At 37.8% G+C, this 19,877-nt stretch carries 12 protein-coding genes, 1 pseudogene and 1 riboswitch; of the genes and pseudogenes, 12 read left to right on the plus strand and 1 reads right to left on the minus strand.

Annotated features, from left to right (window positions below; all coding sequences use genetic code 11):
- The 8 genes from ACGLXV_RS19105 to ACGLXV_RS19140 form a co-directional block, all read left to right on the plus strand.
- Positions 1 to 1,012 (plus strand): helix-turn-helix domain-containing protein (locus tag ACGLXV_RS19105; RefSeq protein ID WP_391559916.1); only part of this gene is annotated, 1,012 nt, incomplete at its 5' end.
- A gap of 231 nt (positions 1,013 to 1,243) precedes the next feature.
- Positions 1,244 to 2,512 (plus strand): glycoside hydrolase family 1 protein, encoded by a 1,269-nt coding sequence (locus ACGLXV_RS19110; protein ID WP_391559917.1) that lies wholly within the window; start codon positions 1,244 to 1,246, stop codon positions 2,510 to 2,512.
- Between the two features lie 143 nt (positions 2,513 to 2,655).
- Positions 2,656 to 3,948 carry an MFS transporter gene (locus ACGLXV_RS19115; protein WP_391559918.1) on the plus strand — a complete coding sequence of 431 codons (1,293 nt, stop codon included), beginning with the start codon at positions 2,656 to 2,658 and terminating at the stop codon, positions 3,946 to 3,948.
- A 93-nt stretch (positions 3,949 to 4,041) separates the two neighbouring features.
- Positions 4,042 to 6,951, plus strand: coding sequence for a family 78 glycoside hydrolase catalytic domain (locus ACGLXV_RS19120; RefSeq protein ID WP_391559919.1), 2,910 nt, complete (start codon positions 4,042 to 4,044; stop codon positions 6,949 to 6,951).
- A 528-nt stretch (positions 6,952 to 7,479) separates the two neighbouring features.
- Positions 7,480 to 8,499: an ABC transporter substrate-binding protein gene (locus ACGLXV_RS19125; protein ID WP_391559920.1), complete on the plus strand. Its 1,020-nt coding sequence runs from the start codon at positions 7,480 to 7,482 to the stop codon at positions 8,497 to 8,499.
- A gap of 90 nt (positions 8,500 to 8,589) precedes the next feature.
- Positions 8,590 to 10,305, plus strand: coding sequence for an ABC transporter permease (locus tag ACGLXV_RS19130; protein ID WP_391559921.1), 1,716 nt, complete (start codon positions 8,590 to 8,592; stop codon positions 10,303 to 10,305).
- Entirely contained in the window at positions 10,289 to 11,371 is a 1,083-nt protein-coding gene (locus ACGLXV_RS19135) for an ABC transporter ATP-binding protein (RefSeq protein WP_391559922.1), read from the plus strand. The genes ACGLXV_RS19130 and ACGLXV_RS19135 overlap by 17 nt, the downstream gene beginning before the upstream one ends.
- A gap of 326 nt (positions 11,372 to 11,697) precedes the next feature.
- Positions 11,698 to 12,267 carry a DUF6434 domain-containing protein gene (locus ACGLXV_RS19140; protein WP_391559923.1) on the plus strand — a complete coding sequence of 190 codons (570 nt, stop codon included), beginning with the start codon at positions 11,698 to 11,700 and terminating at the stop codon, positions 12,265 to 12,267.
- A gap of 35 nt (positions 12,268 to 12,302) precedes the next feature.
- Here ACGLXV_RS19140 and ACGLXV_RS19145 read toward each other — a convergent pair.
- Positions 12,303 to 13,187: pseudogene (locus tag ACGLXV_RS19145) on the minus strand (IS1595 family transposase).
- 218 nt (positions 13,188 to 13,405) lie between these two features.
- On the opposite strand from ACGLXV_RS19145, the gene ACGLXV_RS19150 reads away from it, so the two are divergent.
- The 4 genes from ACGLXV_RS19150 to ACGLXV_RS19165 all read left to right on the plus strand — a co-directional run.
- Positions 13,406 to 13,585: a hypothetical protein gene (locus ACGLXV_RS19150; protein WP_391559924.1), complete on the plus strand. Its 180-nt coding sequence runs from the start codon at positions 13,406 to 13,408 to the stop codon at positions 13,583 to 13,585.
- 132 nt (positions 13,586 to 13,717) lie between these two features.
- A riboswitch (cyclic di-GMP riboswitch) is annotated at positions 13,718 to 13,810 on the plus strand.
- A gap of 298 nt (positions 13,811 to 14,108) precedes the next feature.
- Positions 14,109 to 16,799 carry a sensor domain-containing protein gene (locus tag ACGLXV_RS19155; protein WP_391559925.1) on the plus strand — a complete coding sequence of 897 codons (2,691 nt, stop codon included), beginning with the start codon at positions 14,109 to 14,111 and terminating at the stop codon, positions 16,797 to 16,799.
- A gap of 427 nt (positions 16,800 to 17,226) precedes the next feature.
- On the plus strand, positions 17,227 to 18,462 hold the full coding sequence (locus ACGLXV_RS19160; RefSeq protein ID WP_391559926.1) for an ABC transporter substrate-binding protein: 1,236 nt from the start codon (positions 17,227 to 17,229) through the stop codon (positions 18,460 to 18,462).
- A 17-nt stretch (positions 18,463 to 18,479) separates the two neighbouring features.
- On the plus strand, positions 18,480 to 19,877 hold a 1,398-nt coding region (locus ACGLXV_RS19165), incomplete at its 3' end, for a sensor histidine kinase (RefSeq protein ID WP_391559927.1).

Here is a 19,877-nt window from a genome sequence, read left to right on the forward strand (position 1 = left end):
AATAGATAGGGGAACCTATATGAATAGTCAAGAATTACGAACGTTTCTATCAACAAATAACTCGAATGAAGCACCAGATTGGAATGTAATAAAAGAGGTTTATAATCCCGAAACAGTTGAAGTAAATGGACAGGAAGTTTATGTCTTCAATCTTAGCTTCGATTCCTCCATTACTCCTGTAGAAGATAACATTGTAATCTGGCAACAACTGCCTGCTGCATACGTCCCTATACATATTCATCATTACATCGAAATGATCTATGTCTATCAGGGATCATGTACAGTGGTTATTGATAAGGATGAAATGAGCCTTACAGAGGGAGCCATTATTATTATTGATAAAAATACTCCTCATACGGTAAAGGATATTTCACTATCTGATATTATTATAGATATCAAACTCAAGCATGACTTCCTGTCATCTGGCTTTCTTAGCCGTTTTACAAACAAGAGTATTATCTCTCAATTTTTAATAGATTCTCTCATTAACAAGCGAAGAGAGAATAACTTTCTTTATTTTCCTTTAGAAAACGGTTCCAAGATTGTTGGGATTATGGAGCAAATCATGTGTGAATATTTTGATAAGGACTTTGTTTCGGCGGATATGATCAATGCGTATCTTTTCATTCTCTTAACAGAATTAATCCGTCACGCAAATAGTACGACAGATAAAAAGACGGACCAGATGACACAGAATGATGTGATTGTCCTCGATTTTCTCAAATTTATTGAAGACCATTATAAGGAATGCACGTTAACCGAAATCGCTTCTTATTTTAGATACCACCCAAACTATATATCAGCTGTCCTAAAAAAAGCGACAGGAAAATCGTTTAAAGAACTTCTACAAAATCAACGCTTAAATAAGGCAGCACTGTATCTATCAAACTCTGACTTGCCTATACCTGAGATAACCGAAGAAGTTGGTTATTCGAGTGTTTCTTTCTTTTACAAAAAATTTAATGAGGTCTTTGGTCAAACACCGAAAGAATATAGGGAAAACCACCGCTAAAACTAATGGCTTAGTTCAATAGGAACTGAGCCATTTCTATTTACATTCACATCCGTCCAGAACATTTCATCAACTTCCCATCTTACATCCAATCCTTAACCTGAAAATGAATAGTGTTATTCAAATCTTTGATTCGAGCAATCATCATCTTTGTTTTTACCATTATAATCTCTGAAAACGCTTGCTACAATGAGAGCAGAAAGTAAGTTGTAGCAGTGAGGAGTGTTAGAAATGGAATTTCAATTTCCACCCGGTTTTCTTTGGGGATCAACAACAGCAGCGTATCAAGTGGAAGGAAATAATGTGAACAGCGATTTTTGGGCAGAAGAGCATGCGGAGGGCTCACCATATAAAGATAAATCCGGTGATACAATCGACCATTATCGTCTATATCGGGAAGACATTGCTCTAATGGCAAGTTTGGGATTGAACACGTACCGGTTTTCGATTGAATGGTCTCGTGTAGAACCAGAACCAGGACAATACTCTCGGTCGGCTATTGAACATTACCGGGATGTACTGGAGACATGCTGCAAACATGGTATAACACCGATGGTAGCGATGCACCATTTTTCATCACCCAAGTGGCTGATGAGATTAGGCGGATGGGCAAGCCCAGAGGTATCCGACCGTTTTGCGAAATATTGTGAAGTGGTTTTCAGTGAAATTGGACATCTAATCCCGTATGTACTGACCATGAATGAAATCAATCTGCCGGTCATGTTACGTGAGATTTTTTCAAGAATTGGATTCATCCCACCTGTTGGAATGAATAGAGATGCCTGGACGGCTCCTAAATGGAGAGAATCAGCTGCTCGATTGTGCGGTACGACTATAGAAAATTACTTTACCTTTCATATGATTTCAGATGAGTCTTCTATCAAAAATTTAAAAGAAACTCACCGTAAGGCACGTGAGGCAATCAAACGGATTCAGCCAAATACAAAAGTAGGCTTTTCAATGGCTTTATCCGATATTCAGTCGATTCCGGGAGGGGAGGAAGAGGCCGATCGAAAGTGGAACAGTTATTTCCGTCAATATCTAGATATGTTGGAAGGAGATGACTTCTTCGGACTTCAAAATTATACTAGGGAAGTTTACGGACCAGAAGGGCAAGTAAAGCCAGCGGAAGGTGCGGAATTGACCCAAATGGGATATGAGTTTTATCCAAAGGCGCTTAGTAATGTAATCCGAAAGGTTGCTAAAGATATATCGATACCGATTATTATTACCGAACATGGGATCGCAACGGATGAGGACGAGCGTCGGATAGAATTTATTCGAGAAGCATTAGAGGGTGTAGAGAACTGTTTGAACGAAGGTTTAGACGTTCGAGGGTATCTTCACTGGAGCACGTTTGATAATTTTGAATGGCAATCAGGTTATTCGATGAAGTTCGGTTTGATTGAAGTGAACCGAACGACGCAGGAAAGAAAGGTAAAGGAAAGTGGTAGGTACCTTGGACGATTAGCTCAACAGGTCAGTCTAGTATGTAAATAATTTTCACGGCTCCCTGGGTCTTGGATTCAGGGGCTGTAAAAATCTTTGAAACACGCAAAGAAATTCTTCACTTTTACTATTACTCAAAATGAAAACACTTGCTACGATATGAAAAATGAATGATTACTAGGGAGGTTATGAAAATGGAACATGGTTTACTGAATAAAACGCCTTTTAAGAGATTGGTAATAGCAGCTATGCTGGGAGTAGGTACGTCGATTGCGCCTCTAGTTCTACTATCATTTGGGCTTTCTACTTTTATTGTGATCCGAATTGTTGGTCAAGAACATGCAACGGCTGCCTTTGCTACTGCCACTGGAATATCCGGAATAGCCGTCGTACTTTTTGGGCTTTTAAGTGGAGTGATAGCGGATAAGACGAAAGTAAAGATGGGGAGAAGGCGGTTTTGGATGATTGTGGGCAGTATTGGCGGAGCCCTCTCAATGTTATCCCTTACGTATGCTTCCTCCATTCCAATGTTTATTCTTTCCATGTGTTTGGTTAACTTCTTTTACGGTATGGTTTCTCTCGCATGCTACGCCATTGTACCTGAACAAGTAGAACCGGAAAAGTATGGTCGAGTAGCCGGATTAATTGGTGCATCTGCACCTGCATTTGTTATGACGGGACAAATGATTATGGGAGCTTTTGCCGATTCTACTCTTGAACAGAAAATGATTACGATTATTATTGTCCAACTGATCGGTGGATTTTTAGCTGCTAGCCTTATTAAAGATAACTCTTTTGCCGGGATTACAACGAGTGAAAAGAAATCACTGGGTCTCCGTGGCTTCTACCCAAGTTTTAAACAGCATCCTTCTTATACATGGGCGTTACTAACCAAGTTGTTTATTAACTTCTCGAATGCAGGGATGGGGATGTTAGTACTATTCTATATTACAAGATTTCACCTAGGTGAAGCAGATATATTCAAGATCATGGGACTTACCGCTCCTGCTATTATGTTAATGGTTGTAGCTGGAATTCTTGGAGGTTTCTTATCTGACAAGGTGAAGAAACAAAAGCCTTTTGTAATGGGAGCAGCACTTATTACAGGACTCTGTTTAATTGCCTTTGCCTTTTCAACAAACGTTACATGGGTCATCGTCGGAAACTTTATTTTTAACTTTGGATTCGGGATGTACAATGCAGTAGATAATGCCCTTGTTAATCGGATTCTCCCTTCAAAAGAACAGGCAGCAAAAGATATCTCGATCATGAACACAACGACAAGCTTGTCTTCTACATTAGTAAACTTTGCAGCACCGAGCATCATTGCTTTAGGAGTCAGCATGTTTGGTGGAGATGGATATACATTATTTTTCCTAGTGCTTGCTCTCTTCTCCATTCTTTCGGCAGTGGTTGTCATCCCGATTCCTGAGATGGATCCGAAGGCAAAGGATGGTAAAGCTCCTGATACTGAAGTAGTAGCTTAACCTTAGATAAATATGACAGGGGATGAGGTATACTTGAGTGTATATTCATCCCTATTGTCTTTTGACAATTTGTGTGGAAAGGAATCTAGAAAAATGACAAACCTAACAGTAGAAGCAGTAACATGTGAGTATAGAAAAAATCCTCTAGGAATGGATATAAAAAGACCTCGTATTAGTTGGAAGATCCAATCGGATCTGCGGGGAACGATGCAAAAGGCGTATCAGATTCAAGTAGCGGTACATCAAGAAGATTTCCATGAAACGATTTGGGACACAGGGATTGTCCAATCAGACGAATCCATTCAAATTGAATATAATGGTCCCCAGCTTGAATCCCGTACAAGATATTTTTACCGGATCAAGATTTGGGATAACCATGACCGTGAATCGGATTGGAGTGAAACAGCTTGGTGGGAAACTTCCCTGTTTTCATCAGAAGAATGGAAGGCCGAGTGGATCACACCTGACCCTAAGCAACTGGATCTCCACTCGGAAGCGGCTTTTCTTTTACGAAAAGAGTTTACACTTAAGACAGGTATTTCTTCGGCACGGGTGTATGGAACAGGTGTGGGTTTATATGAATTATTCTTAAATGGCGGGCGGGTTGGAGAGGACCTTCTTGCTCCAGGCTGGACTAGCTATCATAAACGGCTTCAATATCAAACGTATGATATAACTGAGCAGCTTCAAGTGGGTACCAATGCCATAGGGATTGTACTAGCTGACGGATGGTATAAAGGGAACCTGGTAAGAGAGGATCATCGAAATATTTATGGTGATACACGTGCAGCAAAATTACAACTTCATGTCACTTATCACGACGGGACAGAAGAGATAATTGTGACGGATCCTACATGGAAGGCGGCAACAGGACCGATTTTATTCTCAGAAATTTACCATGGGCAAACGTACGATGCCAGACTGGAAAAAGAGGGATGGAGCCAATCGCATTTCCATGATGAGGATTGGGAAGATACCATTATTCCAGACATGCCAATTACGAAATTAGTGGCACAGGAAAATGTCCCGGTCCGTGTAACAGAAGTTTTAAAACCAATGGAATCCTTTGTTACACCAGCGGGGGATACCGTTCTAGATATGGGCCAAAACATGGTTGGTCGGATTCGATTCCAAGTCCGTGCTCCAAAAGGAACTCGAATTGTCTTAACACATGCCGAGGTACTGGATAAGGAAGGGAATATTTACTTTGGCAATCTAAAATTTGCTAAGCAAAAGGTTGAATATATTGCCAAAGGGGAAGGAATTGAAACCTTTGCACCAAATTTCACGTTCCAAGGCTTTCGATATGTGAAAATTGAAGGATATCCTGGACAGGAAAACGGACTACCACTTGATCACTTTATAGGAGAAGTCATCCATTCTGATATGGAGTCAACTGGAACATTCGAATGTTCTGATCCACTCGTAAACCGACTGCAGCAGAATATTGTTTGGGGGCAAAGAGGGAATTTCCTAGATGTGCCGATCGATTGCCCGCAGCGGAGTGAGAGACTGGGATGGACCGCAGATGCTCAAGTCTTTATTCAGACGGCCTTGTTTAATTACCATGGAGGTCCATTTTTTACCAAGTGGCTACGGGATTTACAAGCCGATCAGCTTCCGGACGGCAATGTGCCATTTGTTATTCCAAATGTAGAGGGTGGAAAGGGCTCCGCCGCCTGGGGTGATGCAGCGACGATTATTCCTTGGACCGTCTATCAGACGTACGGGGATAAGCGTTTGCTTTCCGATCAATACGACAGCATGAAAGCTTGGGTGGAATATATTCGCAGGCAAGGCAAAAATGAATTCCTATGGAACACAGGCTTTCATTTCGGTGATTGGTTAGCCCTGGATGCCAAAGAAAATAGCTTTGTTGGTGCCACACCAAAGGATTTAATTGCAACGGTGTTTTATGCGTATTCCACAAGAATACTGAGAGATGCAGCAAAGGTCCTTGAGAAAGCTGATGATGTTGAAGAATATAGCATCTTATTAAATCATATTATCGAACAATTTAATCAGGAATTTGTTTCCCCAGCAGGAAGATTGGTGTCTCCAACCCAAACAGCTCATATCATTGCTTTAATGTTTGATATGGTCGATGGGAAAGCAAAAGAGAGAACTGCCTATGAGCTGAACGAATTAATTATGCTAAATGACTATCATTTAAATACCGGCTTTGTGGGAACTCCCTATATTTGTTTTGCTCTTTCAAAAGGTGGTTATCACGAAACAGCGGTAAAATTATTAATGAAGGATGATTATCCATCCTGGCTGTACCAAGTTAAAAAAGGTGCCACGACTGTTTGGGAGCATTGGGATAGCATCAAGCCGGATGGCTCATTCTGGAGTGACCAAATGAATTCGTTTAACCATTATGCCTATGGTTCAATTGGCAATTGGATGTACAAAGTCATAGCAGGGCTCGATATGGATGCGACAAGTCCTGCCTATAAGAAAATCAAAATTGAACCGAAATTTGCTGGAATTTCGTTCACTTCTGCAAAAGCCATCCATGAATCGATGTATGGAAAAATTGTCTCCTCCTGGCAGCTAACAAACGATCAGGTAGCGGTTGAAGTCGTGGTTCCTCCTAATACAACAGCAGACATTCTTTTACCGAAAGCAAAACTTGTTGATGTTTATGAAGGGGATGAGCTATTAGTAACGGGTGATATCTATTCATTTATTGAAACGTCAGAGGGTGTAAAAGTGACAGTCGGGTCTGGATCCTATCAGTTTACCTATCCAAACGAGGAGGGACTAAGACCACGTTTTACAGAGAATACGAAAATTATCGACTTCCTTGATCACCAAGAGGCAGTAGCTGTCCTTGAGAAAGTAGCACCAGGTATTACCAAACCACCTGCTCTATTTACAACGAAAGCTAGAAGCTTAAAAGAGCTAGTTGAAATCGGAGAAGCCAACCTGACAGAGGATAAAGTGAAAGAGATTATGGAAGAAATTAATCAGCTTGAATGGGAAGAGGTTTTAGTTTAGTGCCTGATAGATTTCTTGGCTGTCAAAACACTTGTAATAAACGCATAGACATGGTGATAATCACCATGTTTTTTTTGTGTTTCTAGGAAGCTAATAGGTTAGTGCTACTAGCAATTCCAAGTTCAACTACTATCAATAATAGATTCCTGTTTAATAAGTAATTGTAAATTTGTAACAAATAATTAACATTCCTTCCTCGCCCAAACCTTCTGAAAACCACCTATTCTAGAAAATAATACTATCTAAAAAGGTAGAGATAGCAAAAATATGAATGATTCCCTATACAAGAAATTTACAAAATATTAGTCGTGCGTCTAATGTCGCTTAATATCTATCTTTTACACTTACATTTATAGGTTCGGAGAGGAGGAAGATTACATATCGATTCCGAGCATTCGGTCGAGCAGTAGTTGAGCATCCTATTGTTTTGAAAGGCTTCGTTCATAAAGAGACATACAAAAATTACATACGAATCATTAGATCAACATTTTAATTCACAAAAACAATATTCTTAAGGAGGAAGTAAACATGAATAAAGTAAAAGGTGGACTACTATTAGGTCTAGTATCATTCGCGCTTGCTGGCTGCGGTAGTGAGGAAAGTAATACAACTAGTGAAAGTACGGCTGGCATTGAAGGAGAATTATCTTTTTACACCTCACAACCAGATGAGGATGCTCAAAAATTAGTAGATGCGTTCACAGCGAAATATCCGGATGTAAATGTTCAAACGTATCGTTCCGGAACAGAAGAGGTGATTAGCAAAATTAAAGCGGAGCAGAAAGCGGGAGACATTCAAGCAGATGTCTTACTAGTAGCGGATTCGGTCACCTTTGAGGATTTAAAGGAAGAAGATTTATTGCTTGAGTATAAGTCAGAGGAGCTCAGTGAAATACCTTCTAATCTAGTCGATCCGGATGGCATGTATGCTGGGACAAAGGTGATGGCTACAGCCTTAGTAGCAAACACAGCGAATGTAAAAGAAATGCCGGACTCATGGGATGTTTTAACAGATGAGAGTTCTAAAGGGGAAAGCATCATGCCAAGTCCCTTTTATTCAGGTGCGGCTGCTTATAATTTAGGTGTATTTACACGAAATGACACATTTGGCTGGGATTATTTTAAGAGTTTAAAAGAAAATGAAATGACGGTGACAAAAGGGAATGGAGCGGTTCTTCAAGCGGTTGCCAATGGTGAAAAATCATATGGGATGGTTGTTGACTTTATCGTCGCACGAGCAAAAGCGGAAGGATCTCCAGTAGAACTGATCTATCCAAAAGAAGGGGTACCTGTTATCACAGAGCCTATTGGTATTATGAAGGATGCTGAAAACGAAGCAGCAGCAAAGGCGTTTGTTGATTTCGTTTTATCAGAAGAAGGTCAAGAATTAGCCGCGGAAATCGGCTATACACCTATTCGCAAAGGTGTGGAAGCTCCTGAAGGCTTACAAACGATTGACGAAATGAATGTGATGGATGCAGACATTAGTGAATTATATCAAGCAAGAGAAGAGGATAAAAAGGAATTTGAAACCATTTTTGGACAATAAAAGCTTACTATTTTATAAGGCTACTCAAATTCTTATGTTGAGATAGCCTTATTTCTTAAGGTCATAATCATCTAAGGAGAGAAATCCCCCATGTTGCAAAATGTTGTCAGTCGAGTTCAAAACCAAAATAAATGGTGGTTTTTCATTGGTGTAGTATTCGTTGTGATCTTTTTTGTTCTACCTATTTGTAGACTGGTTTTTCTTAGTTTTTCTTCCGAGGGTGGCTTAACCTTAGGAAATTATACGTCCGTCCTTCAAGATCGTTCCACATGGAAAACGGTTGAAAACACGTTATATGTTGTTGGAGGTTCTTCGATTATTGCAATCATCTTAGGGGTGATCACGGCTTGGGTGGTAGCGTACACCAATATTAGGCAAAAAAAGCTGATTCAATTATTCATTTTTTTACCATTTATTATTCCGTCCTATATCACGACACTGGCATGGACTCAGTTCATGAGTAAAAATGGATTTTTCGCTCATCTATTACGTATGCTTCCTGGATCAGTCGAACCATTGAACATGTATAGTTTACAAGGAATCATCATTGTAATGGGATTAGCACATTATCCACTTGTCTATTTATTGGCGGTGGGTGTTCTTAGAAAAATCCCTCGGGATCTTGAATATGCAGCAAGGGTTTCAGGATCAAACAAGTGGCAGTCTTTCAAAAAAATCACCCTTCCGCTTGCGTTACCTGGAATAGCAAGTGGCGGGTTTCTAGCCTTTATTGCCAGTTTAGATAATTTTGGCATTCCTGCGTTTCTTGGGATACCAGGTAATATCAGAGTGCTAAGCACGTATATTTATGAGCAAATCGTAGGGCTAGGGCCCAATTCCTTTGAAAGGGCAGCCACTTTATCTGTTATTTTAGGAGTCATTGCCTTAACAGGTACTTATCTTCAGTGGTTGCTGTTAAAGAAGTCTAAAAATATGGAAACAGCGGTCGAGGATAAAGAACCAAGATTACTGTTAACTAAAGGGCCCCGACTTACGATTGAACTGCTTTTATGGAGCTTTTTGCTAGTAACCACCATGGTACCGCTTATTTCAATGCTTTCTGCATCTCTGATTAAAGCGTATGGTTTGCCGTTTGCACCTGAAAATATAAGTTTAAAAAACTATCAATTTGTGCTGCTTGAGAATCAAAAGGCTATAACCTCTTTAAAAAATAGTGCCAATTTGGCGATGATCACGACGGTTGTTTGTTTGGTGATAGGTACGGGAATGGCTTATGTTAGGACAAAAAAGCCCTCTATGATGACAAAAGGTTTAGAGATGATCATTGGAATTCCTTATGCATTACCTGGTACGGTGTTAGCCTTAGCGATGATTTTTGCTTGGATGGAACCCATCCCGGGTTGGAATCCCGGAATATATGGAACCATCACGATCCTATTAATCGCTTATGTGACACGTTTTTTAATTTTACAGATCAGGGGAAGCATTACCGCGTTTATGCAGGTTGACCCTTCGATTGAGGAAGCAGCTAGAGTGAGTGGTTCGAATGGATTTTATAAGTGGAAGCAAATCTTGATGCCATTGATTTTCCCTGGAGTTATCAGTGGTGCGTTACTCGTCTTTTTAACCTCACTAACGGAACTAACGGTTTCCTCCCTATTATGGTCTAGTGGATCGGAGACAATCGGGCTAGTAATCTTTAATTTTGAACAAGCAGGGTATTCCACTTATTCAACTGCTTTCTCAAGTATCATTGTTCTATTTATATTGTTAGCTTTTATAATGGTAGCTGTTTTACAAAAGTTATGGGATAGGAGGGTGCTGCATCATGACCACTCGAATTAAGAACGTAAATAAAAGCTTTGGTTCATTTCAAGCCTTGCGTCAAATCAACTTGGATATAAAAGCGGGGGAGTTTGTTGCGATTCTTGGCCCATCAGGCTGTGGGAAAACCACATTGCTTCGATTATTAGCTGGTTTTGATTCACCAACTTCAGGAGAAGTGTTGATGAATAATAAAGTAATCGCTCATTCAACCTTCTTCTTGCCACCTGAAAAGCGTAATATCGGGATGGTGTTTCAATCCTTTGCTTTGTGGCCCCATATGAATGTAAGGGATCATATTCGCTTTCCTTTAAAACATCATCAATTTTTAAGTGAAGAACTGAAAACAAGCATCGATCATAGAGTAGACGAAGTGTTAAAAATGGTAGATATGGATCATCTTGGAGAAAGAATGCCAAGTGAACTTTCAGGAGGTCAAAAACAAAGGGTGGCCTTAGCACGAGCGATCGCTCCTAAACCCGCCTTATTGTTAATGGACGAACCACTTAGTAGTTTAGATGCTGAATTGCGAATGGGGATGCGAAAGGAGATTCAACTACTACACCAGGTTACAAAGGCTTCGATTGTGTATGTGACACATGACCAAAGTGAAGCACTAGCCATGGCGGATAAAATCGTTGTCATGAATAAAGGAAATATTGAACAAGTAGGGACGCCAGCGGAAATTTATAGCTCACCAACGTCACCATTTGTTGCAGCCTTTGTTGGGAAAGCGAACTTAGTAAAAGGAAAATGGGAAGGCACAGCATTTTATCCTTTTCATCAACCTTCAATTAAATGGGATGGAACGGCGGTCACCTCAAAATTAAGAGGGGAAAACATCTTTCCAGCTCGTCCTGAACAACTAGAAATCTCATTTAGAGACGATGGTGTAAAAGGTATCATCACGAATGTACAATATCAAGGAAAAGAGATTCACTACACGGTAACGGTAGAAGGTGAGCAGTGGGTGATCCATCAAGATTTTTATACGGAATTTTCCATTGGGGATGAAGTATATGTTCATTTTAAGGAATTGCCATATGGTAAGAAGATGGATGGGAGAAAACAACTTCATTTTGCATAAATGAAAAAACAGGGCTGACTTAAGGAACGAATGAGTCTGGCCTTGTTTTATTTTTTCCCTAAACAGAATTTGAACAAATTTGAATTTCAATAGATAAGTCTAAATTTAAGAGAGAATTATAGTTTTTTGGGCACATCCTGTAATAGATAAGGAATATGACCATTCCTGACCTTCCTTTGAGCTTTGGATTATAAACTTTTTAAATCATCAATAGATAAGCCTTTTATTTGATAGGCTGTTTTCGTAAACTTTGTTGTTTTTAATCATATTAAATTTGATAAACAAGAACATTTGTTCTATAATGGAAATAAATGGGGGTGTGTTTTATGAGATCTAATCTAACAAAAGATATTAGTGTAGAAAGTTTTAGAGATTACTATTGGTTAAAAGAAGAATTACAATCATTTTGTAGAGAAAATGGAATAAGTGCTTCAGGCTCTAAAATAGAGATTTCCGATAGAATAGAAACATATCTTCTGACAGGGGAGATAAAAAAGCCTATCAGAAAATCAAGAGTAAATAAGAAGATAGAACCACAAACAGATTTAAGTCTGGATACAGTCATTACAGAAAACCATCGTTGTAGTCAAGATGTAAGAGCTTTTTTTAAGACAGTAATCCCGAAATTCCACTTTTCGACCTATATTCAAAACTACTTTAAAAATAGCGTTGGAAAGACGTATCGTGATGTTGTAAACGCTTGGTATGAGGAGGAGGAACGCAAGAAAGACCCTTCATACAAGAAAAAAATTGCACCTCAATTCGAATATAACCGATACATTCGTGATTATTTTGCAGACCCTAAAAATCAAGGAAAAAGTCGTGAAGAAGCGATAGAATCTTGGAATGAAATCAAGAAACTCCCAGGAAGCAACAAATACGAATCCAATAATTAACCTTTTAGCATTTCTATTGTTAAGTGATTTGATTTTTAGCAAGCAGAAACAAGCATATGTTTGACTCGTTCATCAAATGCTATTTGTTTACTCAATTCAAGCCAACGAAACCAATATAGGTAGTTATCCAAGTATTTTGTTGCTACTCCTTGAAACCTAACCATCCAATCTTCCAAGCGTTTATGAAAGTTATTGACGTGTTGAACGTGGTATATGCCCTTTTTGACATACCCTTCTTTGCTCACATTAACAGTTTCGTGTTTTAAACCCTTAATTAAAGCGAACTTCTTATAATTTGTAGCTGTATCTGTGCATAGCAAAGCAGAGGGGTCTATATATTCCCCAATTACGGTATCTATTTCTTCTGCTCGTACACGCCCACGACCAGCTTTTCGAGCTACTACATTACCATTACGGTCTTGGGCTACAACCACTGCGATTTTAAGATTGGAAATGCCTCTCTTTTGGTCTTTGCCACCACGCTCTTTCGGTTCTCTATGTGTTATTTTTCGTTTACCTTTCATAGACTCTTTTAAGAAGGTTTCGTCACTCTCAAAGCTGTTCAAATCCGAGACTACCTAATACGTTCAAGATTTTATGTCTCCAATAAAACGAAGTAGAAATGTGTATTTTAAGGCGTTCAGCGATTTTAGGTAGGGTATAACCTTCTACCATCATTTCAATATACTTCACCCATTTTTCAGGGTACCGAGAACCTGAAAAAGGTGTGTTTGTCATATCATTGAAAGATTTCCCACAATCCCCATACCAGAGGAAAAACGTGATTCCCTAATGGATTTCAATAGTTCGGTAATTTTGTCTGTTTCATCTGGAAATAAATCTTCTTTCATCGCATTAAACAGTGCCATTTTCTCTGACTTTGATAGTTCGCTGAACTCTTCATAGATGTCTAACCACATAGTTGAACGCCTATACGAAAACAGCCATTTGATAAACAATAAACAATAAACAAAGAAGTAAAAGAAGTGAATGTCACATCGAACGAGAACACAGGAAGAGCAATCTTTCTAAGTAAAGTGCTAGATTTAGAGAATCTGTAAAAATGTGACTTTAGTCCTTGTATGCGCTTTCATTAACTGATATTGTATAGGCATATAGATCTAGTGGAGGAATCAACATGAAATCACAAGAATTAATACAATGGGCCAAAGACGAATACGAATCAGCAAGAAAACAGTATATGAAAAATGGAGAAGATTATTGGTTTGGTCGTATGAACGCTTTTAAAGAAATGCTTGACCATCATCGTCTCGACCTTTCAGACACGTCTCTGTATTGTTGCAGAGTGATGAACTAACGACAATTTTAATTTAAAATATGTCGGAGAACGATCACTTGTTATGTTTAATCAGCTATAGACATTATTAGAATTTAACTGAATTTCCCACTTAAATAACTCAAATGTAAGACGATATACATAGTAAATAACCATCGATAATGGCAAACTTATTGAAAAATAAGGACGCAAAGCTACGGGTCTAAAGCTTTAGTTTAGTTTAGCAATGACGGCCGGGTTTCCGAAAAGGGTTGGAATAATTTTACGGGGCGTCTGATCCGTTCTATTAAAGTTCACCAATCTTTTTGGTGAGCTTTTTTACTAAATTCCTAAATCTTAAACTTTTCGAGAACTTTTACTAAATTTAATACTGGATAGGTGGGAAAATGGTTGTGGTTTTTTTTACCAACTTAGGATAAAATATAACTTTATTCATAGTTATTCATATAAAAAACCTATGAGAACAATAATAAGAAAAACGACTTATTACAAATATAGAATATAAAGCTTTTCATTAATTGAAATTAATCTAGAAGGTGTAGTCATGCAATGGTCCACTAATTATACATACCCAGTCTTATTTATATACTTTCTGATGATGTTTCTAACCATCTTTCTTGACCATATAATCATTCACAACTTATCCCTGGCTCTAAATATCCCTTCTTGGATATTTCAACTTATTTTGATGGTTATGTCTATAATTCCGTTATATATCTTTTTAGAGTATGTGAAGAAACAACAGTTAAAGTATTTTGGTTACCAAGTGGAAATCGAAAAGTATAAACTAACACTTGAAAATTCGACCATAGCTGCTTTTATCTATAAAGATAATGCTTTCCTTTACGTCAGTCCTGCTTTTGCTGAATTATTCGGTTATACACGAAAAGAAATCTATGAAAAACCAATAACCTCGTATGATTTGTTGTCTGAAGAATACCACGAAAAAGTGTCTATGAATGTCAAAGATAGGCTTGATGGTAAAAAGGTAAGTAGCCATTATCAAGTGAAAGCTAAAAGAAAGGATGGTATAGAACTCTACTTAGACCTTTATCCTTCTTTACAAGCCTTTAATGGGAAGAAAGTAGTTGTGGGAAGTGTCGTTAACGTCACAGAAAAGCGTCAAATCCAGAATGAGTTGGAAAAAAGTGAAAAAGTATTATCACAGGCCCAAAAGATAGCAGGCATTCTCTATTGGGAATTTGACAATGTGAACAATAAGTTAACTTGGAGCCCCCAGACTTACAAACTCTTTGGGTTGTCTCCAAATATCAATCCTACGTTTGAGTATTTATTGTCCAAAGTTCATTCTGAGGATCGAGATACTTTAATAAATAGTAGAGAAAAGGAAATTACAGGGGAAAACGTTACGAATATCTACCGCATAATATTAGATGATGGAAGTATAAGAACACTACATTCCATCTCTCAATGCCTTCTCGATGATAATGGACGACCCATTCAAACAATTGGAACGATGCAAGATATTACAGATCGCCTTGTAGAAGAAAATAAACTAGAACTAACTGAAAATCGCTATAAATCTCTGTTTGATAACAACTTAGATAGTGTGTTCTCACTAGATCTTGAAGGAAATATCATCACTGTTAACGAAATGGCCATTCGAACATTTGGGTATTCAAGGGAAGAAATGATTCAACAATACCCCCTTGATTTAATTGCGCCTGAATTTAGAAATGGGGCAGAACAATTATTTGTTCAAGTTTTGTCAGGTAAACCACAACGAATACAGATCCAAGCATTTCATAAAGAAGGCCGTAGGGTCGACCTGGATGTCACTGTAATGCCTATCATCGTTAAATCATTCGTAACGGGTGTATTTTGCATCTCAAAAGATGTTACCAAGCAAAAAGAACATATGAAAACCATTGAGCAACTGGCCTATAATGACTATTTAACAGGGTTACCAAACCGTAGAAAATTATTAGAACTTATGCATAGTCATATACAAGAAGCCAAAAACCATGGATCTATGATGGGGATCTTGTATATTGACTTAGATCGATTAAAATTCATTAATGACAATTTAGGGCATGACTTTGGTGATGCAATGATCATCGAAGCAGGAAACCGAATTTTAAGCTGTATAAGAAATGAAGATACACTTGCCCGAGTAGGGGGGGACGAATTTGTCCTGATTATTCCGAATATCAGCGAGTTTGATATTACTATTAACATAGCTAAAAGAATTATAGAGGCGTTTAAACCCGGATTTTATCTCGAAGAAAAATTATTTCGAACGACAGCTAGTATGGGAATTAGTGTTTTTCCTACTCACGGAGAAGATATTAACGAATTACTTCGCAAAGCCGATAAGGCTATGTACTATGTTAAAACAAGGAAAAAAAACGATTACAAAGTTTTTGAAGATTCCATGGTAGAGCAAGAAGAACGGAAATTCCTTATTCAAAATAGCATAGTGTCGTCTTTATCTAATGGAGACTTTTTTCTTGAGTATCAACCGAGAATAGATGTGAAAACAGGAAAAACGTCCACCTTTGAATCATTGCTAAGGTGGAAACATCCTGATTTGGGTTTGATTAACCCAGAAGAGTTTATTCCTTTGGCTGAAGAATCAGGAGACATTGTTCTCATTGGTGAATGGGTGCTTAATGAATCTCTGCGAACACTTAAGCATCTCCATTTAATAGGGAATACAGATGTTCGAGTCTCCGTTAATGTCTCTGTTAAACAATTGTATCAATCGACTCTAGACCAAGCCATTAATAATATGTTACAACGTTATAAACTTCCTCCAAGAACTTTGGAACTGGAATTAACAGAAAGTATTTTGATTAGTGACGAACAAAAAATACTTGATATACTAACGAACTTGAAAAGCTTGGGTGTTCTTTTGTCCATTGACGATTTTGGAACAGGAAATTCTTCGATTACTTATCTAAAAAAATTGAATATGGATATTATTAAAATTGATCGCTCCTATGTGAAGGGCGTTCCCGAAGCAAAAGAAAACGCAGCAATCACCTCAGCAATGATAAATTTAATACATGACCTTAATATGAAAGTTGTTTGTGAAGGAATTGAGACAGAAGAAGAATGTCAATTCATTATGGACAAAGGGTCGGATGAAATCCAAGGATTTTATGTTTCCTACCCACTAGTAAAAAATGACCTCTTTCAATACCTACAGAGAGAAGCTATAAACGGACCAAGGCTACAATACCAATCTAAAAAACTTGGAAATAGAGGATAGCAAATTGATAAAACATATTTCTGGTGTCCAGATAATGTTAGCTACTAATGAGTGTGAAGAGATACAGCTGCCAGCTTTTTTGCGAAAGTAGGTCTCAAAGATTGGAACTGCCTCCGTCATTGTTAGACATGTATCTAACAATGACGGGGGCAGTTTTTTATGTGGCTAAATTTACAACAGAAGATAAATTCACTGTTTCAAATGTTTTTCTTTTTATTATCTGTTTTATTAATGTTTGATATACTCAATGATAAATAATACATGTCCGATATATTTAGATGGGCCAATGAAGTGAATCTTGTCGTGAAATACGAAGACAGTTAGAGCTGTCTTCAGCCAAGGGAAAAACAAATTAGCAAGATAGTGAGATTTATAGTAGATATAATAGATAAACAAAGTAATAGTTAGATATTATCTAGGAGGTCATATGAAGCGATTTCTATCTATCAGTCCCATTCTTATCATTCTCTTGTTAGCCGCTTGTACAGGAAATGAATTAGATCAATCTCTCAAAAAAGAAGATAAGATTGAACTTGAATTTTTTTCACCGAAACCTGAAACAGAAGTGATCTTTAATGAACTCATTCAAGAGTTTGAAGAGCTGCATCCTAACGTTACGATTAAGCAGGTCATTGTACCTGAACCGATGACCGTGTTAAAAGCAAGAATTGCAAGAGGTGATATTCCAGATCTATTTATTACTTATCCGATCGAACAAGATTATAAGGTAAGAGCTGAAAAAGGATATCTGCTTGATTTATCAAATGAACCCTTCATTAAAAATATCCAACCCGCTATCCAAAATCGTTATCTTATAAACGGAAAGATGTACGGTGCTGGCTTAACACAAAATGCAGTAGGAGTTCTATATAATAAGGATCATTTTGAAGAGTTAAATTTATCGGTTCCTAACACTTGGAATTCGTTTGTGCAAGTTTTGGAAGAGTTACAGTCTAATGGAAAAACAGCTTTACTCATGCCAAACAAAGATGCAAATCAGGCGAGTATTTTTAATCTAAACTTAGTCGCAAATGAATTCGAAACGAGTTATTGGGAAAAGGATGAGTTTTCAATTGTATCTGATCCGAGGTGGAGGGAAATAACAGAAAAAACCCTTACGGTGCTGTCATATGTGCAGCCCAATTCTTTTGAAGACAGCTATTATGATGTAAATAAAAAATTTGCAAACGGTGAAGGTTCTATGTACATTATGGGTACTTGGGCGTTAACGATGATCGAAAAGTCGAATCCTTATTTAAATTATGGGATTTTTCCGTTTCCAGCATCAAATCAAAAGGATCATAATGTATTGGGAGGAGTGGATATCGGCTTTGCGATTTCAGCTGATACGAAACATCCTGAAGAAGCGAAGGCGTTTTTAGCGTTTTTAATAAAAAAGGAAAACGCTCAAAGAATTTCCGATTTTGACGGTTCGATCAGTGCTGTTAAAGGAGTTACAAACACCCATACAGAAGGTCATTTAATAAGAGAAAAAATTGCAAGCGGGCAAGTAGTAAATTGGCCAAATCATTACTGGGCAGGAGGAACTGCTGCAGAATCCGAGTTTCGAAAATATACGGCACAGTTTTACTATGATCAAAATATGGATGTTTATCTTAAGAATCTAGAAAAGATGTTTAACCGCTATTCGAATGCTAATTAAAAGAATTAGGTGCCGATATGATAAAATTTCAGCATAAGTTAATTATAGCCTTTATCTGTTTTGTTTTAATTCCTATTATTATTCTAGGGATTGTTTCTTACAAAATTTCATCCACCACGTTACAAAAAAATATTAGTGAGCAAATGATCCAAACTTTAAAGGCGGTTGATCGAAATTTATTAGCCGCTGTTTCTGAAGTGGATTCCTTTTCTGACTATGTGGTTTCATCAAGTGCCATTCAGGACTATTTAAATACACAAAATACGTCCTCGATCTATGAATTTTACAGCGAACAGCAGGAAATCGCCGGAAAGATGTATGGAAATTCACAGATTGATAATCTTGTTCTTTATACGAATGATGGGAATGTGATTACTTATACCGATGATATGGTTACGAGCTTAGATGCGCTTCGCTCAAGTTTGTTTTTGGATGAGGTTTTACAGCAGAAAGGTCGTCCGGTTTGGTTAACTCCATATGAAAATCAAAATCTTTTTTTTAGTCAGAACTATATTCTAACTCAATCAAGAGTCGTAAAGGATCTTAACACGCTTGATAATTTAGGGTATTTAATACTACATGTAAAACTAGATTTATTTGATCCGATTTTTAAAGATATTTATGGAGGTCCCAGCCAGGAATTGATTGTAAATAAAGCGGGGACCGTGCTTTATTCATTAAATCGAAATTTCATTGGTAAAACTTTGGACATTCAAAGTTTTTCTGAATTTCCAACAAATAAAAGTGGTTACCTCACTGATGAGTGGGACGGTGAAAAAAGTTTGATTACGTATATGCCGTCTAGTTTTGAAACGGGAGGTAACTCACAGCTCATCCTAGTATCAATAAAGCCTTTGAAAACAATTGCCAGTGAAATCGTTAATATCCGAAACACCATGTTACTCGTTGTTGGGTTTACGGTGTTAACAGCCATTTTATTTAATTTATTGTATTTAAAGAGAATTTCTCGTTTTATTCATGAACTGTTAAATGGCATGAAACAAGTTGAAAGCGGCAGGCTGAGCAAACGAATGGGAAGTTTTAAATTTCAAGAATTACAAAACATTTCGCAGGGCTTTAATAACATGACCGGAAAACTTCAACAATTGATGAGTGACATTGAGACAGAACAGGAACGCAAGCGTGAGGCTCAGTTTAAAGTGCTACAGCAGCAGATCAATCCTCATTTTTTATACAATACACTTGAATCTATTAATGCACTCGCCGCTTTAAACGGGCAAAGGGAAATTAGTAAAATGACAATTAACCTCGGTAAGCTGCTGCGCATCAGTATTAATGGAGGTTATGAAGTGAAAGTAAAGGATGAGATCCGTCATGTGATCAGCTATCTGGAAATACAGAAAATAAGGTTTAATAATCGATTTTCTTTTGAAGTAGATGTAGAGGAAGAGCTG

Origin of the sequence: Robertmurraya sp., assembly GCF_036676585.1 — a bacterium.
GTDB lineage: Bacteria > Bacillota > Bacilli > Bacillales > Cytobacillaceae > Robertmurraya_A.